This window comes from Schumannella sp. 10F1B-5-1 (assembly GCF_006517535.1).
Classification (GTDB): Bacteria; Actinomycetota; Actinomycetes; order Actinomycetales; family Microbacteriaceae; genus Schumannella.
In genome coordinates, this window is record NZ_VHQH01000038.1 from 234,980 (window position 1) to 259,108 (window position 24,129).

Below are 24,129 nucleotides of genomic sequence, written 5' to 3' on the forward strand. Positions count from 1 at the left end.
GCTGCGGGTCAGCTCGCGACCGGGGCGCCGGCGACTGCGGGGCGATGCCGCAGCGACCGGTCGACGAGCGAGAGCAGCAGGAACAGCGCGCTCGCCACGAGCGACACGATCGCGACCCGGTGCAGTCCGTCGGTGTCGGCGGCCTCGCCGAACAGCAGGGCTGTGGATGCGCCCGACAGGATCGCTCCGAGGTAGAAGAAGGTGCGCATCAGCCCCGCCGCCGATCCCATCTGCGCGGCCGGGGCGACCGCGATGAGCGCCTGCTGGTTCGTGACATTGCCGAGCCCCTGCGAGACGCCCATGACGACGGCGGCGCCGACCAGCATCCACAGGGGAGTGCGGTCGCCGACCAGCAGCAGGATGACGCAGGTCGCGAGCTGCGCGGCGGCGGCGATCGCGAGCTTCGGGCGCAGCCGCGCGATGCGACCGGTGAGCGCCGAGATGACGATCGCGATCGCGAAGGTCGGCAGCAGCACCAGTCCGGCGGTCGCGGGCGCGAGGCCGCGGGCGTGCTCGAGCCACTGGGTGAAGCCGTAGAGGAAGGTGTAGCTGACGAGCGCCATGAGCGTCGCCCGCACGTAGGTTCCGAGCAGCGCGCGGTTGCCGGCGATCATGCGCAGGTCGATGAAGGGCTCATGCGTGCGCAGCTCGCGCACGGTGAACCCGATCGCGGCCGTGACGGCGATGGCGAGCATCCACGTGAATCCGGCGGCGGGCTCCATGATCACGACGAGCAGCGGCACGAGCGCGAGCGTGAACAACGCGAGGCCGGGCAGGTCGAGGCGCACGCGGCGGCGGGGGGTCGCCGGGCTGACGATCGTCGCTGTGGCGGCCGTGGGCGGCGCGGCGGTCGTGGCGGCGGTGGACGGCGCGGCGGTCGTGGATGTGCGACGCGAGCTCGGCAGGAACAGCCCACCCAGCAACAGGCTCGCCAGCCCGAGCGGCACGTTGATCGCGAAGACCGCGCGCCAGCCGGCGCCGCCGATGAGCAGTCCGCCGAGCGTCGGGCCGATCACGGCGACCGTCTGGGTCGCGACCGCAAGGATCGTCAGCAGACTGCGGGTGCTCTTCGCGGTCGGGTCGGTGGTGCTGCCGCGCACGATCGACATCGAGGCGGGGTAGCCGGCGCAGGTGCCGAGCCCCAGCACGACACGCGCCGCGATGAGCCAGCCGAAGCCGGGAGCGAGCGCGCCGAGCACTCCGGCCGCCATCGTCAGGGCCGCGCCGACGAGGAAGACGGGCTTGGCGCCGAGCGCATCCACGAGGCGTCCGGCGAGCGGCTGGCCGATGCTCGTCGCCAGGTAGAGCCCCGAGACGAGCCAGGCGGCCTGGGATGCGGGCACCCCGAACGCGGCCGCGATCGGCACGAGCGCGACGGCCACGATCGAGGAGTTGATCGGGTTGAGGATCGTGCCGATGATGAGCGGCGCGTACAGTCGGCGGGCGACGCCTTCGGGCTCCGCGGCGGTCATCGCGGTCGGCGTTGCGGGTGCGGGTGCGGGACGCGGGGCGGCGGGCGTCGCAGGGTCGCCGACCGTGGTGTCGGATCGCAACTCAGCAGCATCCGCGACTCCCGACCCGGTCGGGTCGTCGGCCGTGATCGGTGCTGAATTGCGTTCGGAGGTCGCGGGCGTGGATGCGGTGGCGGGTGCCGCGGTCGCGTCGGTGCGGCGGGCGCTCATCGGGCGAGCTCGGGCAGCAGCGCGAGCACCTCGGCGGTCGTGCCGGTCTCCGCGAAGCGGGTCAGGGCGGTCGTGGCGCTGAAGTCGTGCTCGACGGGGGAGCGGTCGCTGCAGGCGTCGGTCGCGACGGTCACGTGGAAGCCGAGGTCGGAGGCGGCGCGGGCGGTCGACTCGACGCCGGCGCTCGTGGCGACGCCGGTCAGCACGATCTGCGTGACGCTGCGCTCACGCAGTCGCGCCTCGAGGCCGGTGCCGGCGAAGGCGCTGACGGCGCGCTTGGTGACGAGGATGTCGGCGTCGCTCGCCCCCAGCTCGGGCAGCAGCTCGGCGAAGTCGGCGGGGAACTCGCGCGGCCCGGCCCCGCCCATGGCGGCCCCGGCGCCGGTGCCGGCCGCGGCGGCCATCGCGGCGCTGCGGTCCGTGCGCACGCCCGGTCCGCCGGCGACGTTCACGAGCACGACCGGCAGCTCCCGCGCCCGGAAGGCGTCGGCCAGCGCGACCGTGTTGCCCACGACCTGCTCGACGGGATGCGCCATCGGCGGTCCGACGATGCCCTTCTGCAGGTCGATGGCGACGAGGGCGGTGACGGGGTCGAGTGCGGTGGCGGGCATCCGGAGCAGATCCTTAGGTATACGAATCAAATTACTTCGTTATGCTAAGCATCCATGGAGCGCGAAGCAAGTCCGGCATCCCCGACCGGCCCCGACGGCGGCGCCGATGAGGCGTTCGCCGGTACGACCGCCGACCCTGCCGACCCCGCCGACCCCGCCGATCGCGCGGACCTCGCCGACCGCGCGGGCCGCGAGCTCGGCCAGGACCTGCGGCGCAGCATCGCCGCGATCTACCGCCGCTTCCGCAGCCTGCGCGCGCAGGGCGAGCTCGGCGAGAGCGCGACCGAGGTGCTCGCGGCGATCACGGCAGCCGGTCCGCTGACGCTGAGCGAGCTCGCCGACCGCGACCGGGTCGCGCTCTCGACCATCAGCCAGACCGTGAACCGGCTCGAGAAACTCGGCTACGTCGTGCGCGAGCCCGACCGGGTCGACCGTCGTCGGGTGCGGATCGTGCCGACGGATGCTGGGGCCGCGATCGCGGCGAGCGACCGCGAGAAGCGGCACGCCTGGTTCGACCGGCTCATCGCCGAGCTCGACCCCGCCGACCGCGCGGCGCTCGAGCGCTCGGCGCGCATCCTGCGCGAGCTCGCCGAGGTCTGAGCCCCTCCCTGCGCTGCGTCGCGCGGTGTGCGCCGTGCGCCTGGCGTCGTGCACGGAGCCGGGCCCGCGATCGGATCGATCGGTCGCCAATTGTCGGCAGGAGGCCCGCAGACGGCGATCTACGTCGGCGTTCCTGCCGCGCTGGAGTCGTTCCGGGTGGCCGAGAAGGTCATCACCGAGATGCGCGGCGACGCTCCCGGTGCGGATGCGTGAGGAGCGTTAGATTGACGCAACCCCCGGAACCCGAAGCGAGCCGTTCATGAGCACCCCCGCCAACTCGATCGCGATCTCCGGCCTGATCGCGCCGGTCGGCCGTGTCGCCGCGCCGCTGCGCGAGCAGGTCATCGGCCGTCTGCGCCAGGCGATCCGCGAGTTCGAGCTGCAGCCCGGGCAGCGCCTGGTCGAGCGCGAGCTGATCGAGTGGCTCGGCGTCTCGCGCACGACCGTGCGCGACGCCATCCGCGAGCTGGCGACCGAGGGCCTCGTCACCGTGGTGCCGCAGAAGGGCGCGGTCGTCGCGACGCCGTCGCTCGCCGAGGCGGAGGACCTCTACGAGGTGCGTGCCGGGCTCGAGTCGCTCATCGTGCGGCGCTTCGTCGAGCGGGCGAGCGACGAGCAGGTCGCACGCCTGACCGCGACGGTCGACGAGCTCGCCGAGGTGACGACCGACCAGACCACGATCCGCGAGCTGCTGATGGCGAAAGACGACTTCTATGTCGTGCTCGTCGAGGGCGCCGGCAGCGCCGCGCTGCAGCAGCTGCTCGAGAGCATCCAGGCGCGGGTGCAGGTGCTGCGCGCGACGTCGCTGTCGGAGAAGGGGCGGCCTATGGAGGTCGTGCGCGAGCTGCGCGGCATCGTGGATGCGATCGGCCGCCGCGACGCGGAGTCGGCGTCGGCGCTGTGCGCCGTGCACGTGCGCACCGCCGCGATCACGGCGCTGTCGCACCTGCGGGCCGAGCAGGCCGCGACGCTGTCGCCCGCATCCTGAGCGCGGCCGCCCTCGACTCGCGCCGAACCTGGGCGTCGGGGGTTCCCGGCCGCCAGGACCCTCTGTTACCCTCGACGGCTGCATGACCCGCGCATCCACTCGACTCACTTCAGGCCGCTCCCGGTCAGCTGAGTCGACCCCGCGGGCCGCCCACCGCGTCGGCGGAACGCCCGACGTGTCGCTGCGTCGCCGGGCCCTCGTCGAGACCCTGATGGGCGCCGCGCTCGTCGCGAGCCTCACCGTCACGCCGGCCGTCGGAGCGCACGCCTCGACCCGCAACGGCGAGCGGCACTTCGCGCCCGGCACGCCCGCGCAGATCCAGAGCGGTGACGTGCGCACGACCGCCGAGCTCGACGCCGCGCTGACCGTCGACGGCGACGTCACCCCGAGCGACGTGACCCGCGACACCGTCATGGCGACCGCCGGAATCGAGACGCTCAAGCAGAGCGGGACGAACGCCGACTGGGCCAAGATGGTGCTCCTCTTCGGCGGCTGGAAGCAGACCGACGCCAACGTGACCGTGATGCTGCGCTGGATGCGCCAGGAGAACGGCGTGGACGACTGGTGGAACCGCAACAACCCGCTCAACAACGGCTACGGCTCGGGCGGCGGATCCGGCCTCGGCAGCTACACGAGTCTGGTGGATGCGGCGCGCTACTGCGCCGAGAACATCCAGAGCGGGCGCTACCCCGGCATCGTCGCCGGCCTCGACGCCGGCACCTCGGCCGACGCGACCGCGCAGGCGATCTGGGCCTCGCCGTGGGCGTCGAGCCACTACGCCAACGGCTCCCACTGGAGCACCCGCGAGGTGACGATCGTCAAGGCGCCCGTCGACGCCTGGGGCTGAGCCCCGCATCCACTCGGGCTTGGCGGCCGGGCTCTGCTCGGGCGCTCGGGCCTCGTGAGTCAGGCGTCGAGCACGCTCAGGTGCACCGTGGTCAGGTCGCCGATCTCGAGAGAGTGCTTGCGGCGCACGGCGCCCTTGATCGGCAGCGAGTAGAGGTCGCCGTTCGGGAAGATCGACGTGCGCCAGCGCGTCGCGCCGATCATGACCTCGACGCGCACCGAGCCGAAGCCGCGAGGCGGCAGCACCTCCGACAGCTCGCGGATCTCGGCCGACGCCTCCTCGGGCACGCTCACGAAACCCCAGTCCTCGCGGCGCACCTCCCACCGCCACAGCTGCGCCTCGAACTCGAACTCCATGCCCCGAGTGTGGCACCCGCGACCGACGTCGGCGGGGGCCGCCGCCGACGCGCGCCCGGCTCGGGATGCGGCTCGGGATGCGGGGGTGAACGAGGCTGTTCTCCGGGCTGACCCGCGATCACGGGCGAGGAGGGGTGATTTTCCCTCGGGCCTCTTGCTCTACCCCCGAAGAGGGGGCACGATTCACACATCCCGGAGGCCACCCGAAAGCCGCCGGGGAGAGGGATCCCGTGCCCGCCTTCACCGAACTCGACTTCGATGACTTCCTCGCCGCCGACTACGGTCGCGCCGTGAGCGCCGTCGGCGTGGTCACGGGAGACCGCGGACTCGCCCGGCAGGCCGTGGAGGACGTGCTCATCGGGCTCGTCGCCCGGCCTCCGGCGCGAGTGATCGAGAACCGCATCGCCTGGGTCGTCGCCGTCGCGAGCGAGCGCGTCGACGAGCTGCGCCGCCGCGAGCGCGACGGCGACCTCGAGGGCGTCGAGAGCGACCCGGTCGCCGTGCATCGCGACCCGACGGCACCCGAGACCGGCAGCATCCCGCTCTCTCCCGACACCGACCCCGGCCACACGATCGAGGTCGCGATGCTGCGGCGGCTGCGCGATCTGCCGATGCGCACGCGCCAGGTGTGCGTGCTCAGCTACCTGCTCGGGCTGTCGATCGAGCGCATCGCCGAGGGTCTCGGCGTCGCCGACACCGTGATCTCGCGCGAGCTGCAGACCGCGCGCGCCGAGCTCTTCCCGCCCCGCGAGGAGGCCGCATGATCGTCAGCAGCGACGAGCGCCTGCGCCGGGCGCTGGCCTCGGCGGCGACCCCCACGGCCGTCGACCTGGATGCGCGGCGCGACGTGCTGCTCGACCGCATCGCGTCGGGCGACCAGGGCGTGACCGGCACGGGCGTGCCCGCATCCTGGCGTCGCCGCCGCTCGCGGCCGATCGTCGCGACGGGGGCGCTCGCCGCAGCTCTCGTGCTGGCCGGCGGCGTCGCCTTCGCGGCGACCGGCGGCGTGGGCGCTCGTCAGCAGACCTCGGCGCTCGACGCGGCGCCCGTGGCGCGTGGCGCGGGCGACTCGGCGATCCAGTCCGACGCCGAGGTGCAGATCGGCTCGACGCCGGCGACGCAGCCCGCGGTGCCGGGCGCGGTCGCTCCGGCTCCGGCTCCCGCGCCGCGCTCCGACTCGGGCACGCGATCCGACTCGGGGCGCATCGCCTCGCGCAAGGGCTCGAGCTCGGGTGGTTCCGCGAGCGGCGGAGCGTCGGGTCGCGGCTCATCGAGCGGAAGCCCCGCCGGCGGGTCGACGCCCACGCCCGGTGGCTCGTCGTCGAGCGGCGGCTCCGGATCGGGCTCGACCGGCGGCTCGGGTTCGACCGGCTCCGGTTCGACGGGGTCCGGATCGTCCGGCTCGGGCTCGACCGGGGGCGGGAGCTCAACCGGCGGGGGTTCGACCGGAGGAGGCTCGACGGGCGGCGGCACCTCGGCGGGCGGCGGGTCGACCGGTGGAGGCTCGACGGGCGGGGGCTCGACCGGCGGGGGCTCGACGGGCGGGGGCTCGACCGGCGGGGGAACCACGCCGACCGATCCGACTACGCCGACGGATCCGACGCCGACCGATCCGAACCCGCCGACGCAGCCCGAGCCGCCGGCCGACCCTCAGCCGCCGGCTCCGGTCATCCCCGTGATCCCGATCGTCGACGACCTGCTGCCGGGCGTGATCCCGAACCGGCCGATCCCCTGATCGCATCCGCGGCTCCGACGCCTCCACGGCCGCTCAGGTCTGGCAGTGCGGGCAGGAGTAGACGACGCGCTCGGTCAGCTCGTCGGCGCCCAGCTCGCCCTGGCGGATTCGCGTGCCGCAGCGCCGGCACGGGCGGCCGCGGCGCCCATAGACCCAGGTGCGGTTGCCCGGCCGGGCGTCGCCGGTCGTGATGCGCTCCATCCGATCGCGGTTGATCGTGATGAGCCGGTGCGCCAGGTCGATCAGGCCCGGGATGTCGTCGACCTCGCCCATCGGGCGATGCGGGTCGATGCCGCGCAGGAACAGCAGCTCGTTGGCGTAGACGTTGCCGAGGCCGGCGAGGTTGCGCTGGTCGAGCACCGCCACGAAGGCGGGGCGCTCGGCGTCGGCGCGCAGGTTCTGCTCGGCGACCACGGCATCCCAGTCGGGGCCGAGCAGATCGGGACCGAGGTAGCCGACGGTCGCCTCCTCCTCGTCGCGGCGGATCAGCTCGACGATGCCGAGCGCGAAGCCCACCGACTGCAGCGCGGACGTCGACAGGATGACGCGGGCCTGGTGCGCCGGGCGCTGCCACTTCTGCCCGGGCGAGTAGACCCGCCAGATGCCCTCCATCTTGAGGTGCGTGTGCAGGGTGAAGTCGCCGATGCGGTGCAGCAGGTGCTTGCCGCGGGCGACGACCTCGTGCACGGTCTCGCCGCTCAGGTCGGCGGTGGCGAAGCGGGGCACCCGGAGATCGGATGCGGTCAGAACCTGGCCGGCCAGCGCACGATTCTGCTCGCGGGCGGCGCGGAAGACGGTGTCGCCCTCGGGCATCCGGATCCCCTAGCCGCGCAGCCGCAGGCCCTGCGGCGTGGTCGCGAAGCCGGCGTCGGTCAGGGCGATGCCGAGCGGGGTGCCGACGGCGAAGTCGCCGTCGATCTTCTCGATGCGCAGGGTGCCGCCCGTCGCGCGGATCGTGTCGGCCAGCGAGTGGGCGGCGACGGTCAGCCGCGCGCGGGCGGCGTCGTCGAGGTCGTCGGCAGCGTCGTCGCGCGCGGCCGGGCTCGGCAGGCCGAAGGTGAGCACGGTCTTGCCGCCGCGCTCGACATAGATCGCGAGCCGCCCATCCACGAGCACGACCAGGGCGCCGGCCTTGCGTCCGGGGCGATGCCCGGTGCGGCCCTCGGGCCAGCCGAGCGCGGCGCCGTAGGCGTTCGCGGGATCGGTCGCCGCGAGCGTGACGGCGCTCGGCGGGGTCTCGTCGTCGGGATCGCGGCTGAAGCTGCGCAGCCGGTCGACCGTGGCCGGGGTCGCGAACTGGGCGGCGCCGAGCTGCTCGACGAAGTAGCCGCGGCGCACCCGGCCGGTCTCCTCGAGGCTCGACAGCACGCGGTACGCCGTCGAGAATCCGCCGCGCACGCCCTCCGCGACGACGGCGCCGCGGGTGACCACACCGTGACGCTCGAGCAGCTGCTCGGCGATCGCCGTGGCCCGCACCGTGCTGTCGGACTCCGCGGCGGGCAGCAGGCTCCAGCGGCCGCTCACGGTCGGCGGCGCGGTCGCGGCGATCGCCGCGGCCGCCGCACGGGCGGCGCCGTAGCGCGACCGGCCGCGATAGCCGCGGGCTCGCGGGGCGGAGCGTGCGCGGGTGGGACTCGACTTCGATCCCAGACGCGCCCGCAGCGGTGCGATCGTGTCGTTGCCGACGATCCCGGCCCAGACCAGATCCCAGAGCGCGGTCGCAAGGTCCTTGTCGTCGACCGGAGCCCCGTCGATCGGTCCGACCGCGGTCGCGAGCTGGCGGAAGAAGTAGGCGCCGCCCATCACCAGGATCTCCTGCAGCCGGTCGTGCAGCGGCGTGCGATCGAACTCGCCGGGCTCGGCGAGCGTCAGCGGCGCCGAATCGGCGAGGTGGAACGACACCCAGCCGTCGCCGCCCGAGAGCTCGCCGGCGCCCGACCAGATGACCTCGCCCGTCGTCGTCAGCTCGTCGAGCCACGCGGGCGTGTAGTCGCGTACCCGCGCCGGCAGCACGAGCGACTCCCACGACGACGCGGGCAGGGCGAGGCCGGCGAGCTGGTCGATCGTCTGCACGAGGCCGTCGACGCCGCGCAGCTGTCCGGTGCCTCGATTCGGGATGCGCGCGGCCGCGCTCGCGGCGGCGGCCGGGTCATCGCGGCCCGCCCCGTCGCGGTTCGCTGCCGCCCCGCGCTGACCGTCGCGCGACGCCCCGCCGCGCCGCCCGATGTGCTGCCACTCGGGCAGGAAGCGGGCCAGCGCATCCTGGGTCACCGGCTCGACCTCCTGTCGCAGCGCGGCGAGCGACCGGCTGCGCAGGCGCCGCAGCACCTCGGAGTCGACCCATTCCGTGCCGCTCGCCCCGGGGCGGAACTCGCCCTCGGCGACGCGGCGATCCGAGCCCAGGCGGCGCAGCGCATCCTGCACGACCGCGACGCCGAGGCCCAGTCGCGCGGCGGCCTCGGCGACCGTGAACGGACCGTGCGTGCGGGCGTAGCGGCTCACCAGATCGCCGACCGGATCGGGCACCGGGTCGAGGAACGCGCTCGGCACCCCGATCGGCAGCGGCACGCCGATCGCATCGCGCAGGCGCGCCGCGTCTTCGACGCCGGCCCAGCGCTCCTCGCCCGCGATGCCCGCGCGGATGACCCGGTTCGCGCGTGCGAAGGCGGTCATGGCCTGCTCGATGCCGTCGGCGTCCAGCCCAGCGGCACCGGCTGACGTGCCGGTGCCCGTTCCCCCGGCCTCGCCTGACTCCGTGCCGTCGCCGGGCGCCCGGGTGCGGGCGGCGAGCTCCGCGGTGGTCAGCGGACCCAGCAGCCGCAGCAGGTCGATGAGTCCCTCCGCGTCTTTCGCCTTGCGCTCATCGACGAGGCGCTGCAGCTCGGCCTCGGTCTGCGCGATGACCTTCTCGTCGAGCAGCTCGCGCAGCTCGGCCCGGCCGAGCAGCTCGGCGAGCAGGCCGGGATCGAGGCTCAGCGCGGCGGCGCGACGCTCGGCGAGCGGACTGTCGCCCTCGTACATGAACGCGGCGACGTAGCCGAAGAGCAGGGTGCGGGCGAAGGGCGAGGGGCTCTCGGTCTGCACCTCGACCAGGCGCACCTTGCGGGCCGCGATGTCGTGGGTGAGGGTCGCGAGCGAGGGCAGGTCGTAGGCGTCCTGCAGCACCTCGCGCACGGTCTCGAGGATGATCGGGAAGCTCGGGTACTTGCGCGCGACCTCGAGCAGCTGCGCGCTGCGCTGCCTCTGCTGCCAGAGCGGCGAGCGACGGCCGGGGTTGTAGCGCGGCAGCAGCAGGGCCCGGGCGGCGCATTCGCGGAAGCGCGCGGCGAACAGCGCCGATCCGCCGACCTCGTCGGTCACGAGCTGCTCGAGCTCGTCGTGCTCGAAGACGAAGAGCTCGGCACCCGGCGGGTCGGCGTCGGTGTCGGGCAGGCGCACGACGATGCCGTCGTCACCGGCCATCGCCGAGCCGTCGACGCCGAGCCGCTCGCGGATGCGCGCCGTCACCGCGAGGGCCCAGGGCGCGTGCACCGGCATGCCGTAGGGCGAGTGCAGCACGAGCCGCCAGTCGCCGAGCTCGTCGCGGAAGCGCTCGACCAGCAGCGTGCGGTCGGTCGGCACGGCGCCGGTCGACTCCTTCTGCTCGGCCACGAAGGAGCGCAGGTTGCCGAGCGCCCACTCGTCGAGTCCGGCCTCCGCGAGTCGCGTCGTGAGCGCGCCGCCGGTCTCAGCCGCGAGCTCGGCCGTGAAGGCGCCGATCGCCCGCCCCAGCTCGGCGGGACGGCCGAGGCCGTCGCCTTTCCAGAACGGCACACGACCCGGCTGACCGAAGGCGGGCGAGACGAGCACGCGGTCGGAGGTGATCTCCTCGATGCGCCAGCTGGTCGCGCCGAGCGCGAAGACGTCGCCGACGCGCGACTCGTAGACCATCTCCTCGTCGAGCTCGCCGACGCGGCGGGCGCCGTCGTCGGAGCCGACGATGAACACGCCGAAGAGCCCGCGGTCGGGGATCGTGCCGCCGCTCGTGACCGCGAGGCGCTGCGCGCCCGGCCGCCCCGTGATCGTGCCGGCCACGCGATCCCAGACGATGCGCGGGCGCAGCTCGGCGAACTCGTCGCTCGGGTACCGGCCGCTCAGCAGGTCGAGCGTCGCGTCGTAGGCGCTGCGCGGCAGCGTGGCGAAGGGGGCGCTGCGCCGCACCGTCTCGAACCAGTCGTCGACGCCGAGCTCGTCGAGCGCGACCGCCGCGACGGTCTGCTGAGCCAGGATGTCGAGCGGGTTCTGCGGAACCTGCAGCGCCTCGATCAGCCCGGTGCGCATCCGCTCGGCCGCGACCGTCGTGTGCAGCAGGTCGGCGCGGTGCTTCGGGAAGAGCACGCCCTTCGAGATCTCGCCGACCTGGTGCCCGGCGCGGCCGATGCGCTGCAGCCCGCTCGCGACGCTCGGCGGCGACTCGACCTGGATCACGAGATCGACCGCGCCCATGTCGATGCCCAGCTCGAGCGAGCTGGTCGCGACCACGCACCGCAGCCGGCCCGACTTGAGGTCGTCTTCGATGACCGCGCGCTGCTCCTTGCTGACCGAGCCGTGATGCGCCCGCGCGAGCACGGGGCCGTCGTCACCGTCGTCGCCGATCGATTGACCCGGGGCGAGCTGCGTGGATGAGCCGGTGATGCCCGAGCCCCCGACGGCCTCGGCCGGGAAGCGCCGGGTGGTCGAGGGCCGGCCGGGCGTCGCTGTCGCAGCGCCGGCCGAGGGCGTCGTCGAGGTGGATGCGCGCCCGGCCACACCCGCGAGCTCGACCTCGTCGTCCCTCGCGTCGGCGTCCCACGCCGCGGCGCCCGCCTGCTCTGCCAGCCGCTCCTCGTAGAGCTCGTTGAGCCGCGCGGTGAGCCGCTCGGCCAGACGACGGGAGTTCGCGAACACGATCGTGGAGCGGTGCCGCAGCACCTCGTCGATGATCGCCGCGTCGACGTGCGGCCAGATCGAGCCGGCGCTCTGCAGACCGGTCTCGTCGGCTTCGCCGAGCGCCGCATCCACCGGCTCGGTGGAGCGCACGCCGAGCTCGGTCATGTCCTCGACCGGAACCACGACGCTCAGGTCGAAGGTCTTCTCGATCGGCGGGGCGACGATCTCGACCGGCGCGGTGCCGCCGAGGAAGCGCGCGACCTCCTCGCGAGGGCGCACCGTGGCCGAGAGGCCGATGCGCTGCGCGGGCTTCTCGAGCAGCGCATCCAGTCGCTCGAGCGAGACGGCGAGATGCGCGCCGCGCTTCGTCGCCGCGACCGCGTGCACCTCGTCGATGATGACGGTGTCGACCCGGGTGAGCGTCTCGCGCGCCGAGCTCGTGAGCATGAGGAACAGCGACTCAGGCGTCGTGATCAGGATGTCGGGGGGCTCGCGCTGCAGCAGCCGCCGGTCGGCGCTCGTCGTGTCGCCCGACCGCACGCCCACCGTGATCGCGGGCGGCTCGGCGCCGAGGCGCTTGGCCGTCTGGGTGATGCCGACGAGCGGAGCGCGCAGGTTGCGCTCGACGTCGACGCCGAGGGCCTTGAGCGGCGAGATGTAGAGCACGCGCGTGCGGTGCCGGCGGTCGTCGGGCGACGGCGTCGTCGCGAGCCGGTCGAGCGACCAGAGGAACGCCGAGAGGGTCTTGCCCGAGCCGGTCGGCGCGACGACCAGGGCGTTCGACCCCGACGAGATCGCCGACCAGGCCCCGGCCTGCGCGGCGGTCGGGGCGCGGAAGGCGCCCTCGAACCAGGCGCGCGTCGCGGGGGAGAAGCGGTCGAGCACCGGGCCGCGGTCGCCGGCGGAATCGTCGCCGGCGCGCGCGTCGTCGCCGGGCGGCGTCGCGCGTTTCGGGGTCATGTGCTCATCCTGGCAAGCGCCGCCGACATGCGTGCAGTGCGCACGGCGGGTGCTCAGGGCCGGTCCGGGACCTCAAGATGCGCCGCGCATCCACGCCTCAGCCCAGGCGCGCCGCCAGGAACGCGGCGATGTCGGTGATCTCCTGCGGCGACACCCCGTGCCCGAGCCCCGGGTACACGCGCTCGGTCAGCGTGGTGTGCGTGGCGAACCACGGGATGCTCCAATCGACCGACGAGATCGGGATCATCGCATCGGCGCTGCCGCGACCCCAGAACACCGGCGGCGGCAGCTCGCGCAGCCGCGCATCCCCGTCGTGCTCCTCGCGCGGTACGTAGCCGCTGAGGGCGACGGCGTAGTCGAAGCGCCGCGGTGCGAGGCGCAGCAGCTGGGCGGCCGTCATCGCCCCCTGGCTGAAGCCGAGCAGCCCGACGCCGGCGCTCGTGTCGACCTCGTCGAGCCAGGCGAGCACCGCCTCGGCCGCGTCATCGGCGACATCGCCGCTGACGTCGCCCGGGGTGTAGCCGCCGCGCGGGAACCACGAGAACCCCGGTCCGTCGGCGATCGGAGCCCGCAGCGAGGCGATCGTCGCGCCGAGCGGCAGGTGCGGGGCGAGGCCGAACAGGTCGCCCTCGTGCGAGCCCATGCCGTGCAGCATCACCAGCAGCGGGCGGCCGGGGGCGCTCGGCCTCGGGGGTGCTCCAGAGCACGGCGTCGCGGTCGATCGTCAGCGGGGTCACGCTCCGACCCTAGGCGGCGCGTCCGACGGCGCGCAGTCCGGCGCGATCGCCAGCGCTCCACCCCGGAGACCCACCGCCCGTGACCGTCTCAAGGAGTTGCTGTGAATGGTGAGGCCGATGAGCAACGTGAGCCACAGGCGTGACAGCAACTCTCTGGGATGGTCACTGCATCCGGTGAACGGCGACCCGGGATGCGCGTTGCCGCGCCCTGCGCGGAACGGAGGCCGCGCATCCGTACGATCGGTGTATGGCGAACGTGGGAACCCCCGACCGACCCGGCACCCCCGACGACGGATCCGGCGACGGCATCGGTGCCGGCCGTGGCGACGGGCTCGGCGGCGGCGCGGGCGACCCGCAGCCGAACTCGGCGTGGCTGAGCGATGTCGAGCTCGCCGACATCCGCCGCCGTCTCCCGCTGCTCTACGTCGAGGCGGTGCCGGTGCGCGTCGATGGGATGGGCGTGGTCACGAGCGTCGGCGTGCTGCTGCGCGCGAACGACGCCGGCCAGATGACGCGCACGCTCGTCAGCGGACGCGTGATGTTCGGCGAGACCCTGCGCGACGCGCTGTTCCGTCACCTGGAGAAGGACCTCGGGCCGATGGCGTTCCCGCAGCTGCCGCCGAGCCCGGTGCCGTTCTCGGTCGCCGAGTACTTCCCGATCCCGGGCCTGTCGGCGTACGTGGACGAGCGGCAGCACGCCGTCTCGCTCGCCTACGTCGTGCCGGTCACCGGCACCTGCGAACCCCGCCAGGATGCGCTCGAGCTGACCTGGATGACGCCCGCCGAGGCCTCGTCGCCCGACATCCACGCCGAGATGGAGGGCGGCCGCGGCACCCTGCTGCGCGCGGCGCTCGCGTCGGTGGGCGTGCTCGGCTGAGCCGCCACGCATTACGCGCCGCGCGCCACGCGCGCCCGGCGCGCCCGTGCGGTGCGGGGTCCCGCATCCCTAGGCTGATCCGCATGACCGACACGCTGGGGTGGGGCATCATCGGCGCCGGCGGCATCGCCCGCGCCTTCGCGCGGCAGCTGCCGCAGAGCGCGACGGGCCGGCTGGTGGCCGTGGCGAGCCGGGAGCTCGCGCGGGCACGTGCCTTCGCCGAGGAGTTCGGCGGCGACGACGGTCCGGTGCCGCACGGCTCCTACGCTGATCTGCTCGCTGACCCGGCGGTGGATGCGGTCTATGTCGCGACGCCGCATCCGCAGCATGCCGAGTGGGCGATCCGGGCGGCCCGGGCCGGCAAGCACGTGCTGGTCGAGAAGCCGATGACCGTCGATCCGGCGCACACGATGGCGGTGCAGCAGGCGGCGCGCGAGAACGGCGTCGTGCTGCTCGAGGCCTTCATGCACCGCGCGCACCCGCAGTGGCGCACGCTCGAGACGATGCTGCGCGACGGCGAGCTGGGGCGCATCCTGTCGGTGTCGGCGCACTTCGCCTTCGCGGGCTCGGACGAGCCCTCGCGCATCACCCTGCCCGAGCTGGCCGGCGGCGGCGTGCTCGACGTCGGCTGCTACACGCTCTCGGCCTTCACCCTGGTGGCGGATGCGACGGGTCACGATCTCTCGGCGGCCGCGCTGGAGCGAGCGCGGATCGCCACCGCGGGGCGGGCCGACGAGAACGGCGTCGACCGCTGGGCGGCGATGACGATCGCGCTCGAGGGTGAGGATGTCGGCGACGGCGCGGGCAGCCCCGGCGGCGCCGCCGACGGCAGCAGCGCCGACAGCGCCCCCGCCCGTCTCCCGCTCACCGCCCAGCTCGAATGCGGGGTCGCGATCGCGCTCGAGCCGCAGGTGCGCGTGGTCGGCGAGGCCGGCATCCTGACCCTGACCGACCCGTGGACGCCCGACCCCGAGCGCCCCGCCCGCGCCCTGCTGCAGCGGCCCGGCGCCCCCGACCAGGAGCTGCTCTTCCCGCCCTTCTCGCAGTACGCGGGCGAGGCGGATGCGCTCGCCGAAGCCGTGGCGGCCGGCGCGACCGAGTCGCCGCTCGTGCCGTGGTCGCACAGCACCGCGATGGCGCTGCTCGAGCGGCGCTGGCGGCACGGCATCGGCGCGGTCTACGCGAGCGAGCGCGACGACGCCCCGACTCCGCCGGTCGCCGGCGAGACGCTGCGCCGCGCGGGCCGGGGCTCGATGCCGATGGGACGCGTCGAGGGAGTCCGCGTGCCGCTGTCACGTCTCGTCATGGGCGCCGACAACCAGAGCAGCCTGCGCCAGGCGGCCGTCATGTTCGACGACTACGTCGAGCGCGGCGGCACCGTCTTCGACACCGCCTGGCTCTACGGCGGCGGACGCCAGGAGCGCCTGCTGGGCGAGTGGATGCGGCAGCGCGGCGTGCGCGACGAGGTCGCCGTGATCGTGAAGGGCGCCCACACCCCGCACTGCGACCCCGAGTCGGTGACCCGTCAGCTGCACGAGAGCCTCGACCGGCTGAAGACCGACCGCGCCGACCTCTACTTCCTGCACCGCGACAACGAGAGCGTTCCCGTGGGCGAGTTCGTCGACGTGCTCGACGAGCACTGGCGCGCGGGGCGCATCGGCGCGTTCGGAGGATCGAACTGGTCGATCGAGCGCATGGATGCGGCGCGCGAGTACGCCGCCGCGAACGGCCGGCAGAGCTTCACCGTGCTGAGCAACCACTTCGGTCTGGCCGAGGCTCTCGACCTGCCGTGGGAGGGTTGCCGGCACGCGACGGACCCGGCCTCGAAGGAGTGGCTGGAGCGCACGCAGACGCCGCTGTTCCCCTGGTCGTCGCAAGCGCGCGGCTTCTTCGCGCGGGCGGATCCGGGCGATCGCACGGATGCCGAGCTGGTGCGCTGCTACTACAGCGACGCCAACTTCGAGCGGCTCGCCCGCGTGCGCGAGCTGGCGTCGCGGCACGGGGTCGCGCCGACCGCGATCGCGCTGGCCTACGTGCTCGCGCAGCCGTTCCCGACGTTCCCGCTGTTCGGCCCGCGCTCGCTCGAAGAGACCCGCAGCTCGCTCGCCGCGCTCTCGGTCGAGCTCGCGCCGCACGAGGTGCTCTGGCTCGACCTGCGGATCTGAGGCGCGGGCGGGGCGCGTCGGGTCTGCGGGCTGTGGTTCCGCGGCCGTGCCTCCGCGGGCGGGCGGTGCCTCGGGCGCGGCGCCGCCGCGTGCCGCGCACTGGGGCCAGAAGGATGCTTCCGCGCTTCTGAGGGATCGCATAGCTTGGCCCGACACCACCCGCGCTCGCCGCGGTCCCGCCCTGCACCGAACGGAGCCGCCGTGCGCCCCGCCCGCATCCTCGCCGCCGCCCTTCTCGCGGCCGCCGTCGCCGTGTCGCTCAGCGGATGCGACGTCGTCACGACCGCCCGCGACCTCGGGCGTCAGCTGGCCGGGGGAGGCGGAGGCTCGGCCGGCGCGCCCGGATCGGCCGGCGGCGCGGCGAGCGGTTACGACGACGCGATCGACGACCTGCAGCCGGGCGACTGCTTCGCCGACCCCGACGACGACTGGTACACCGACGTGGTCGAGTGCACCGAGCTGCACGACAACGAGGTGACCGCCCGCATCGACCTCGGGGATGCCGGATCGGACTTCCCGGGCGACATCCGCGTCGACAAGCTGTCGCGCGCCGCCTGCGAGAAGGCGCTCGTCGACTACGACGGGGCGCCCTTCGCCGAGTCGACGCTCGACTACTCCTACTACCCGCCCGACGAGACGCTCTGGCGCGGCGGCGACCGCTCGGTCATCTGCTACGGCTACTCGTGGAACTACGACCAGCTCGAGAAGAGCTTCCAGGGCGCGAAGATCTGACCGGGATGCGCGGCTCCCGCCTCCCCGTTCGCGAGGGAGCGTCCGGTCCGTCTCCTTCGCAATTCAGCATGAACGTGCGCGGGCGCCCTCCGTCGGTCACCCTGCGCGATCCGTGCTGAGTTGGGATCACACGACCGCGAGGCGCGTTCTCGCAATTCAGCATGAGGAGACGGAAATGCCCCGGGCCGGTCGGCTCGGGGCATTCCTGCTGAGTTGTGGATGCGCATCCACGGCGCGGGAATCGACGCTGCGTCAGACGCTGCGTCAGACGCTGCGTCGGGCGCGGCGGCTCAGCGGCCGGTGCGGCGTCCTCCGCCGTTCTGGCGCACGACCGAGCCGACCATGAGCTTCGGCGCACCGCCGGTCGAGCCCGCGGCGGCGCCGGCGCGACGGCCGGTGCGGCGCTTCGACACGCCGGCGCGGCCGGCCTCCTCGTGACGCGCGTGCTGGTGCTTCGACGGGGCGCTCTCGCCCGAGCGCACGCCCGAGGGGCGACCCGAGCGGTCGCGGCGCTCCTCGCCGACGGCCGCCTTCGCGCCCGTGCCGGCACCGGCTCCGCGGCCACGACCGCGGCCGCCGCCGTTGCCGCGGCCCTCGCCGGGCTGTTCGTCGCGGCCGTCACGTCCGTCACGACCGCCGCGGGGTGCGCCCCCGCGCTGGCCGTCGCGCTCGGCGCGGGCCGCGCGCTTGCGCTGTGCGTTCGCGCCGGTCGAGCGTCCGCCGCCGCCCTGCTGGGAGCGCGCCTGCTTCGGCACGGGCGTCACGTAGTCCGCCACGTCGCCGACCAGCGCATCCACCGCGGGCGAGGCGGCCGTCACCGTCTGCGGCTCGACCTGGATCGCGGCCTTGCGCAGCAGCTTCTTCAGGTCGTCCATCTGCGAGGGCATCGCGATCGTGACGACCGCACCCTCGGCGCCCGCGCGGGCGGTGCGGCCGCTGCGGTGCAGGTAGGCCTTGTGCTCCATGGGCGGGTCGACGTGCACGATCAGCTCGACGTTGTCGACGTGCACGCCGCGCGCGGCGACGTCGGTCGCGACGAGCACGCGCACGTCACCGCCGCCGAAGGCCGCGAGGTTGCGGTCGCGCTGCGGCTGGCTCAGGTTGCCGTGCAGGTCGACGGCCGGGATGCCGGCGGCGGTCAGCTTCTGCGCCAGCTTCTTGGCGGCGTGCTTCGTGCGCAGGAACAGGATGCGCTTGCCGGTGCCCGAGGCGAGCTTCTGCACGAGCTCGGTCTTGCCCTCGGCGCTCTCGACGCGGAAGACGGTGTGGCTCATCGCGGCGACGGGCGAGTGCGCCTCGTCGACCGAGTGCAGCACCTCGTTGGTGAGGAAGCGGCGCACGAGCTTGTCGACGCCGTTGTCGAGGGTGGCGCTGAACAGCATCCGCTGCCCTTCGCTGCCGGTGGCGTCGAGGATGCGGGTGACGCCGGGCAGGAAGCCCAGGTCGGCCATGTGGTCGGCCTCGTCGATGACGGTGACCTCGACGGCGTCGAGCTTCACGAAGCCCTGCTTCATGAGGTCCTCGAGGCGGCCAGGGCAGGCCACGACGATGTCGACGCCGGCGCGCAGCGCCTCGACCTGGCGCTTCTGGTTGATGCCGCCGAAGATCGTGGTCGTGTTGAGGCCGTAGGCGGCGGCGAGCGGCGCGAGGGTCGCGTCGATCTGGGTCGCGAGCTCGCGGGTCGGCGCCAGCACGAGGCCGAGCGGGCGTCCGGGGCGGCGGGCGCCGCCGGCGAGGCGGGTGCCGAGGCGGGCGACCATCGGGATCGAGAAGGCGAGGGTCTTGCCCGAGCCGGTGCGGCCGCGGCCGAGCACGTCGCGGCCGGCGAGCGTGTCGGGCAGGGTGTCGACCTGGATGGGGAAGGCGCTGGTCTTGCCCTGCGCGGTGAGGGCCTCGACGAGCGGGTAGGGCACGCCGAGCGTGCTGAAGTCCGTGGACATAGGTGTATCTGGTCTTTCGATGGGAACGGGCGCCGTCGGGCCGTCGAACCGGGGTTCGCGGGAGCCGGGCGCTGCGCCGTTCTGCGATGTCATCCGAGCGTGCGGGAGGCGGCCGATTCAGTCGGGCTGATCGGCACGAGGATCCCGGTCGGAGAGGGAAGCGTGCGACGACGCGAAAAGCCGCAGTCGGTGCGGCGAGTCGATCAAGGGTAACAGCTTGAAGCGCGCGAGAGCCAGAGGCCCCGCTCAGCGCTCCCGCACGATGCGCGCCGCGAGCCGGCGGATTCCGCGCCCGCGCCACTGCCAGAACACCCACAGCGCGGGCCACACGAGCAGCGTCGCCCAGCCCGCCGAGAAGCTCAGCTGGTCGCGGAACAGCGTGCCGCCGTCGCGCCCCGGAGCCACGGCCATCTGGTGCCGCCAGCGCTTCACGAGGGTGAGCGCACCCGCGGTCGGGCCGCCGGCATCCGTGAAGATGCGCGCCGCGCCGGCCTCGCGGAACGACACGTCGATCGTCTGCTCGCCCACGCGGCCGAGGCCGAACAGGGCGTGCACCTCGACGGGGTAGGCCTGCGCATCCCAGCGGTCGGGCAGGCTGGCCGCCTCGACCGGGTCGAAGCTCAGCCACGGCCGCGACACGGCCGTCAGGGCGCCGGGGGAGCGCACGAGGTCCCAGGCCTCGTCGGGCGTGCACGGCAGCTCGAACTTCAGACGCACCTTCACCCGCTCCATTCCACCGGATGTCGGCGGTGCGCGCCACACTGCCGTCACGGGTCGACGCGTGACCGTGCGATCGGGCGCGTTCGACGCCGGCCGCGACAGGAGAGGACTGGGCATGAAGTTCTGGATGGGCGTGGTGCAGCGCGAGCACGTGCACCGGGGCGTCGCGCTCGGCATCGCGCAGACGAATCACGGGGCGATGACCGGCGTGCGGCGCATGACCGGCGGCGACCGCATCGTCTACTACTCGCCGAAGACGGCCTACCCCGACGGCGACCCGCTGAAGCAGTTCACCGCGATCGGCACGATCGCCGACGGCGAGCCGTGGCAGACCGACGGCATGTGGCGTCGCCGCGTCGACTACATCGAGGGCGTGCGGCCGACGCCGATCGCCGAGCTGAGCGGCGAGCTCGAGCTCACCAGCTCGCCGAACTGGGGCTACGCGCTGCGGCGTGGGCTGCTCGAGCTGAGCGAGCACGACTTCGCGCTGATCGCGACGGCGATGGATGCGCGCGAGCTGATCCCCGCCTGACGCGCCGCGTCCCGCCGCTTCTCCTCCTTATCCGCTCGTCCTTATCCGCTCGCTAACCCGGCGTCGCGCGGCGTGAACCATCTCAAGGAGTTGCTGTCACTGATGTGACGGATGTTGCTCACCGCCCCCAGGAGTCACAGCAACTCCGTGAAACGGTTCAGCCCCGGCACGTGGCCGCTGCGCTCGACGTCTCGTGTGACGTGCTGTTGCGCGCGGGTCCGGAGCGCCCGTGCGCTCTGGCTAGCCTGGCGTGCATGAGCGCGACCGTTCCCTCGCACCCCTCCGCCCAGGCCTCGTACCAGGTGCGTTTCGACTGGGGCACGGCGGGCGCCGCGGCGCTCGCCGACGCCGACCTGCTCGTCTGGGTCGACCAGCTCGGTGCGCAGTCGGCCCCCGCGCATCCCGGTGTCGAGACGGCGCTCGTCGACGACGCCGAGCGCATCGGCGACCTCGTGCTGCGCCGCCAGGAGGAGCGCGGCGACCGGGTGTCGATCGCGGTCGTCGCCGCGGGCGAGCCCGGTGAGTCCGGCGCGCTGCGCTTCGCGGTCGAGGACCTCCTGGCCGCGGGCGCGATCATCGACCGCCTCGCCGATCTCGGCATCGACCACTGCTCGCCCGAGGCCGCCGCCGCGGGCGCCGCCTACGGCGGACTGCGCAACGCGACTCGCCACCTCATCAGCGCCTCGGTCACCTCGCGCCTCGCCCGGCTCGCCTGAGCCCGTCTCGCCTGAGCCCGTCTCTCCTGACCCGGCCGCCGATCCGCTGGGAGCGCCCGCCGCATCCCAGCGCCGCGTCGGTCGCCCGGCGTAGCGTTCCGATCGAGCGGATGCGCCTGCGCCCGCCGATCCCGAGGAACGGAGCGCCCATGCCCACCGCCACCATCGACGGCGTCATCGTCGCCCAGGCCGACGAGGCCGACGTGCTGCACATCGAGGGCAACGTCTACTTCCCGCCGGCGAGCGTGAACCGCGACCTGCTGAAGGACAGCCCGACGCCGTACACCTGCCCCTGGAAGGGCGAGTGCCAGTACTTCTTCGTCAAGAGCGGCGAGGAGTGGCTGCAGGATCGCGCCTGGACCTACCCGCACCCCTTCCCGACCGCCGAGCAGCGCGTCGGCAAGGACATCGCCGGCTACGTCGCCTTCTGGAAGGAGGTCCAGGTCAGCTGACCTGAGACCGACCTCGTGGTCAGGCCGTCGCCGCTCCCGAAACGGATGCGGCGGCGGCCTGCCGCGCATCCAGCTCCTCGCGCCGCACCCAGGTGATCGCGGCGCGCGGGTCGTAGCGGCGCGAGCACTTCGCGCACGAGAGCTCGCGCGTCGGCTTGCGGTAGCGGTAGTGCGTGTGCCCGCTGGGGCAGGTGCCGATCCACGGTGCCAGCTCCTCGGCGACGCCGCCGCCGTGCAGCCGCGAGCCGACGTAGCCCAGGGATGCCGCGGTCTCCTTCCAGCGCGGCCCGTGCCCCGCCTTCGGTCCGGCGAGCGCGTGGGCGACCTCGTGCAGCAGCACCTGGTGGATCTCGTCGTCGTCGAAGCGCGCAGCCAGATGCTTCGACACGCTGATGCGCCGGTGGGTGTAGTCGCAGAGCCCGGCACGGGTCTTGGCCGAGTCGAAGGCGAAGGTCCACGTCGCCGGGTCGAGGTGCAGGCTGATGAGGGCGTCCGCCCAGCGTCGCACCCGCTCGAGATCGGCCATCAGCCCTCCACCAGCGCGGTGAGCGGCACCTGGATGAGCTTGTCGTCGTTCTGCTTCGGGTCGCCGCGGCCGTCGGTGTTGTTCGTCAGGATCCAGAGGGTTCCGTCGGGGCCGGGCACGGCATCCCGGATGCGCCCGTACTGCCCCTCGAAGAACGCGGCGCCGGTGGCGCTGGTGGCCTGCGGCCAGCCGCGGCCGAGGTCGCCGGGCGTGATCGCCCAGAGCCGCTGGCCCTTGAGCGCGGCCAGGTAGAAGGTGCCGCCGACGTAGGCGAGGCCGCTCGGGCTCGCCTCGTCCGTCTTCCACTGCACGAGCGGGTCGACGTAGCCCTTCTTGTCGCCGGCGCCCTCGACGATCGGCCAGCCGTAGTTCTTGCCGGGCTGGATGCGGTTGAACTCGTCCCAGGTGTTCTGCCCGAACTCGGCGGCGTAGAGCTGGCCGGTGGCATCCCAGGCGAGCCCCTGCGGGTTGCGGTGACCGAGTGAGTAGACGAGCGAGCCGTCGAAGGGGTTGTCGTCGGGCGCGCCGCCGGTCGGGGTCATGCGCAGGATCTTGCCGTTGAGCGAGCCGCGGTCCTGCGCGCGCGCCGACTGGCCGGCGTCGCCGACGGTCGCGTAGAGCATCCCGTCGGGACCGAAGGCGATGCGGCCGCCGTTGTGGGTGCTCGACTTGGCGATGCCCTTGAGCACGACCTGCGGCGTGCCCAGGCCGAGCTCGTCGCCGAGCGGCATGCGCACGATGCGGTTGTCGTTGTTGGCGGTGAAGTAGGCGTAGAGCCAGCGCATGCTGCCGTCGTCGAGCTCGGCGAGACCGAGCAGTCCGCCTTCTCCGCCGGAGACGACGCCGGGCACGGTGCCGATCGTGCGCACCTTGCCGGCGTCGGTGATCTGCACGATGTCGCCGCTGTCGCGCTCGCTCACGAGCGTCTCGCCGGTGCTGAGCCGCACGATCGACCAGGGGGCGTCGAGGCCGTTCGCGATGACGGTCGGGTCGCCGCTCGGCGTCGTGTAGCCGACGGGGGCGGCGACGCTGCCGGTCGCGGTCGGCGAGGGGGTCGAGGGCGCCGGGGCGGCGGGGGCGCAGGCGCTCAGCGCGAGTCCGGCGAGGGCCGCGGTCGCGAGGGCGGTCACGGTGCGTCGGGTCATCCCTCGACGGTAGCGCGGTCGGCTGAACCCGCTCACGGCACCTGGAACACGCTGCGCGCGGGCGGCGGCGAGGGGATGGCGGTGGCGTCGGTCACGACCGGGGCGCCGGCGACCCAGTCGCGCAGCTCGCGGCCGTGCACCACCTTGGCCGGATGCGGTCCGCCGGCGAGCAGGCGCGGCACCCACTCGAGCGGCAGCTCGCTCGGCGAGGCGACGAGCACGACGTTGCCGAAGCGGCGGCCCTTGAGCATCTGGGTGTCGGCGAGTGCGGCGACGTCGGCGAACACCGAGCCGAGCGTGGCGGCTTGGCCGCGGGCGAAGGCGAGGCCGGCGCCGTCGGCGATGTTGGCGAGCAGCACGCCGCCCGGCGCGAGCAGCGCGGCGCACTCGCCGTAGAACTCGGCGCTCGTCACGTGCGCGGGGATGCGCGAGCCGCCGAACACGTCGACGACGAGCACGTCGACCGTGCCGTTCAGGGCGGCGGGCAGCTTGGCGAGGGTCTCGCGGGCGTCGCCGTAGCGCACGCGGATCGCGGCGTCCTTGGGCAGCGGCAGCTCGCGGCGCACGAGGTCGACGAGCGGGCGCTCGAGCTCGAGCACCTGCTGGCGCGAGCCGGGGCGGGTCGCGGCGACGTAGCGCGGCAGAGTGAGTGCGCCGGCGCCGAGGTGCACGGCGGTCAGCCGCCCGTCGGGCAGCTGGTCGATCACGTGGCCCATGCGGCGCACGTACTCGAAGAAGAGCTCGTCGGGCCGCTCGAGGTGCACGTGCGACTGCGGGGTGCCGTCGACGACGAGCTCGTAGGCCCCGTCGTTCCAGCGGTCGGGGCGCACCTCGGCCCAGAGTCCGCTGTCGAGCACGATGCCCGGCAGCGATCCGTCGTCGATCAGCTTCGCCACCCGC

At 73.8% G+C, this 24,129-nt stretch carries 23 protein-coding genes; 12 read left to right on the forward strand and 11 right to left on the reverse strand.

Going from position 1 to position 24,129, the window contains the following annotated elements:
* Nucleotides 1-8: 8 nt before the first annotated feature.
* Together FJ658_RS10090 and FJ658_RS10095 are read right to left on the reverse strand one after the other, a co-directional pair.
* A complete protein-coding gene (locus FJ658_RS10090; RefSeq protein ID WP_219995756.1) occupies nucleotides 9-1,682 on the reverse strand; it encodes an MFS transporter in 1,674 nt (557 codons plus the stop codon).
* Nucleotides 1,679-2,293: an isochorismatase family cysteine hydrolase gene (locus FJ658_RS10095; RefSeq protein WP_141145248.1), complete on the reverse strand. Its 615-nt coding sequence runs from the start codon at nucleotides 2,291-2,293 to the stop codon at nucleotides 1,679-1,681. Before FJ658_RS10095 ends, FJ658_RS10090 begins: the two co-directional genes overlap by 4 nt.
* Before the next feature lie 54 nt (nucleotides 2,294-2,347).
* Here FJ658_RS10095 and FJ658_RS10100 point away from each other — a divergent pair, with 54 nt between their 5' ends.
* From FJ658_RS10100 to FJ658_RS16160, 4 genes are all read left to right on the forward strand, one after another.
* Complete coding sequence (locus tag FJ658_RS10100; RefSeq protein WP_141145249.1) at nucleotides 2,348-2,893, forward strand: MarR family winged helix-turn-helix transcriptional regulator; 546 nt, start codon at nucleotides 2,348-2,350, stop codon at nucleotides 2,891-2,893.
* A gap of 90 nt (nucleotides 2,894-2,983) precedes the next feature.
* Nucleotides 2,984-3,106, forward strand: coding sequence for a hypothetical protein (locus tag FJ658_RS16855; RefSeq protein WP_255447666.1), 123 nt, complete (start codon nucleotides 2,984-2,986; stop codon nucleotides 3,104-3,106).
* 46 nt (nucleotides 3,107-3,152) lie between these two features.
* Nucleotides 3,153-3,881: a GntR family transcriptional regulator gene (locus tag FJ658_RS10105; protein WP_141145250.1), complete on the forward strand. Its 729-nt coding sequence runs from the start codon at nucleotides 3,153-3,155 to the stop codon at nucleotides 3,879-3,881.
* An 82-nt stretch (nucleotides 3,882-3,963) separates the two neighbouring features.
* The gene (locus FJ658_RS16160) at nucleotides 3,964-4,728 is read left to right on the forward strand and encodes a hypothetical protein (RefSeq protein ID WP_181408412.1); all 765 of its coding nucleotides are present in this window, start codon (nucleotides 3,964-3,966) and stop codon (nucleotides 4,726-4,728) included.
* 59 nt (nucleotides 4,729-4,787) lie between these two features.
* On the opposite strand, the gene FJ658_RS10115 is transcribed toward FJ658_RS16160, so the two are convergent.
* On the reverse strand, nucleotides 4,788-5,084 hold the full coding sequence (locus tag FJ658_RS10115; RefSeq protein ID WP_141145251.1) for a DUF1905 domain-containing protein: 297 nt from the start codon (nucleotides 5,082-5,084) through the stop codon (nucleotides 4,788-4,790).
* Between the two features lie 230 nt (nucleotides 5,085-5,314).
* Here FJ658_RS10115 and FJ658_RS10120 point away from each other — a divergent pair, with 230 nt between their 5' ends.
* Together FJ658_RS10120 and FJ658_RS16165 are read left to right on the forward strand one after the other, a co-directional pair.
* A complete protein-coding gene (locus FJ658_RS10120) occupies nucleotides 5,315-5,848 on the forward strand; it encodes a sigma factor-like helix-turn-helix DNA-binding protein (RefSeq protein WP_141145252.1) in 534 nt (177 codons plus the stop codon).
* Complete coding sequence (locus FJ658_RS16165) at nucleotides 5,845-6,819, forward strand: hypothetical protein (RefSeq protein WP_181408413.1); 975 nt, start codon at nucleotides 5,845-5,847, stop codon at nucleotides 6,817-6,819. Before FJ658_RS10120 ends, FJ658_RS16165 begins: the two co-directional genes overlap by 4 nt.
* Nucleotides 6,820-6,852: 33 nt before the next feature.
* On the opposite strand, the gene FJ658_RS10130 is transcribed toward FJ658_RS16165, so the two are convergent.
* The 3 genes from FJ658_RS10130 to FJ658_RS10140 all read right to left on the reverse strand — a co-directional run bounded on the left by FJ658_RS10130 (nucleotide 6,853) and on the right by FJ658_RS10140 (nucleotide 13,330).
* Nucleotides 6,853-7,632 carry a DNA-formamidopyrimidine glycosylase family protein gene (locus FJ658_RS10130; RefSeq protein ID WP_141145253.1) on the reverse strand — a complete coding sequence of 260 codons (780 nt, stop codon included), beginning with the start codon at nucleotides 7,630-7,632 and terminating at the stop codon, nucleotides 6,853-6,855.
* A gap of 9 nt (nucleotides 7,633-7,641) precedes the next feature.
* Nucleotides 7,642-12,687, reverse strand: a complete 5,046-nt coding sequence (locus FJ658_RS10135; protein WP_141145254.1) for a DEAD/DEAH box helicase — start codon at nucleotides 12,685-12,687, stop codon at nucleotides 7,642-7,644.
* Between the two features lie 97 nt (nucleotides 12,688-12,784).
* The gene (locus FJ658_RS10140; RefSeq protein ID WP_370454790.1) at nucleotides 12,785-13,330 is read right to left on the reverse strand and encodes an alpha/beta hydrolase; all 546 of its coding nucleotides are present in this window, start codon (nucleotides 13,328-13,330) and stop codon (nucleotides 12,785-12,787) included.
* Nucleotides 13,331-13,671: 341 nt separating this feature from the next.
* On the opposite strand from FJ658_RS10140, the gene FJ658_RS10145 reads away from it, so the two are divergent.
* The 3 genes from FJ658_RS10145 (at nucleotide 13,672) to FJ658_RS10155 (ending at nucleotide 17,198) form a co-directional block, all read left to right on the forward strand.
* Nucleotides 13,672-14,301 carry an NUDIX hydrolase family protein gene (locus FJ658_RS10145; protein WP_141145256.1) on the forward strand — a complete coding sequence of 210 codons (630 nt, stop codon included), beginning with the start codon at nucleotides 13,672-13,674 and terminating at the stop codon, nucleotides 14,299-14,301.
* Nucleotides 14,302-14,384: 83 nt separating this feature from the next.
* Nucleotides 14,385-16,466 carry an aldo/keto reductase gene (locus FJ658_RS10150; RefSeq protein WP_141145257.1) on the forward strand — a complete coding sequence of 694 codons (2,082 nt, stop codon included), beginning with the start codon at nucleotides 14,385-14,387 and terminating at the stop codon, nucleotides 16,464-16,466.
* A 201-nt stretch (nucleotides 16,467-16,667) separates the two neighbouring features.
* Complete coding sequence (locus tag FJ658_RS10155) at nucleotides 16,668-17,198, forward strand: septum formation family protein (protein WP_181408414.1); 531 nt, start codon at nucleotides 16,668-16,670, stop codon at nucleotides 17,196-17,198.
* Nucleotides 17,199-17,488: 290 nt separating this feature from the next.
* Here the strand turns inward: FJ658_RS10155 and FJ658_RS10160 are convergent, their stop codons facing one another.
* Nucleotides 17,489-19,138: a DEAD/DEAH box helicase gene (locus tag FJ658_RS10160; RefSeq protein WP_141145259.1), complete on the reverse strand. Its 1,650-nt coding sequence runs from the start codon at nucleotides 19,136-19,138 to the stop codon at nucleotides 17,489-17,491.
* Nucleotides 19,139-19,384: 246 nt separating this feature from the next.
* Nucleotides 19,385-19,861 carry a hypothetical protein gene (locus FJ658_RS10165; RefSeq protein ID WP_141145260.1) on the reverse strand — a complete coding sequence of 159 codons (477 nt, stop codon included), beginning with the start codon at nucleotides 19,859-19,861 and terminating at the stop codon, nucleotides 19,385-19,387.
* 58 nt (nucleotides 19,862-19,919) lie between these two features.
* Between FJ658_RS10165 and FJ658_RS10170 the strand changes: the two genes are divergently transcribed.
* The 3 genes from FJ658_RS10170 (at nucleotide 19,920) to FJ658_RS10180 (ending at nucleotide 21,558) form a co-directional block, all read left to right on the forward strand.
* Nucleotides 19,920-20,390 carry an EVE domain-containing protein gene (locus FJ658_RS10170; protein WP_255447667.1) on the forward strand — a complete coding sequence of 157 codons (471 nt, stop codon included), beginning with the start codon at nucleotides 19,920-19,922 and terminating at the stop codon, nucleotides 20,388-20,390.
* Between the two features lie 254 nt (nucleotides 20,391-20,644).
* The gene (locus FJ658_RS10175; protein ID WP_141145261.1) at nucleotides 20,645-21,106 is read left to right on the forward strand and encodes a 2-phosphosulfolactate phosphatase; all 462 of its coding nucleotides are present in this window, start codon (nucleotides 20,645-20,647) and stop codon (nucleotides 21,104-21,106) included.
* Nucleotides 21,107-21,255: 149 nt separating this feature from the next.
* Nucleotides 21,256-21,558: a DUF427 domain-containing protein gene (locus FJ658_RS10180; RefSeq protein WP_141145262.1), complete on the forward strand. Its 303-nt coding sequence runs from the start codon at nucleotides 21,256-21,258 to the stop codon at nucleotides 21,556-21,558.
* A 19-nt stretch (nucleotides 21,559-21,577) separates the two neighbouring features.
* Here FJ658_RS10180 and FJ658_RS10185 read toward each other — a convergent pair whose 3' ends face one another.
* From FJ658_RS10185 to FJ658_RS10195, 3 genes are read right to left on the reverse strand one after another with little or no spacing between them, the layout of a single operon-like run.
* Nucleotides 21,578-22,084: a SprT-like domain-containing protein gene (locus tag FJ658_RS10185; RefSeq protein WP_141145263.1), complete on the reverse strand. Its 507-nt coding sequence runs from the start codon at nucleotides 22,082-22,084 to the stop codon at nucleotides 21,578-21,580.
* Entirely contained in the window at nucleotides 22,084-23,229 is a 1,146-nt protein-coding gene (locus FJ658_RS10190; protein ID WP_141145264.1) for a sorbosone dehydrogenase family protein, read from the reverse strand. Before FJ658_RS10190 ends, FJ658_RS10185 begins: the two co-directional genes overlap by 1 nt.
* Before the next feature lie 32 nt (nucleotides 23,230-23,261).
* On the reverse strand, nucleotides 23,262-24,125 hold the full coding sequence (locus tag FJ658_RS10195; RefSeq protein WP_181408415.1) for a spermidine synthase: 864 nt from the start codon (nucleotides 24,123-24,125) through the stop codon (nucleotides 23,262-23,264).
* Nucleotides 24,126-24,129: the final 4 nt, after the last annotated feature.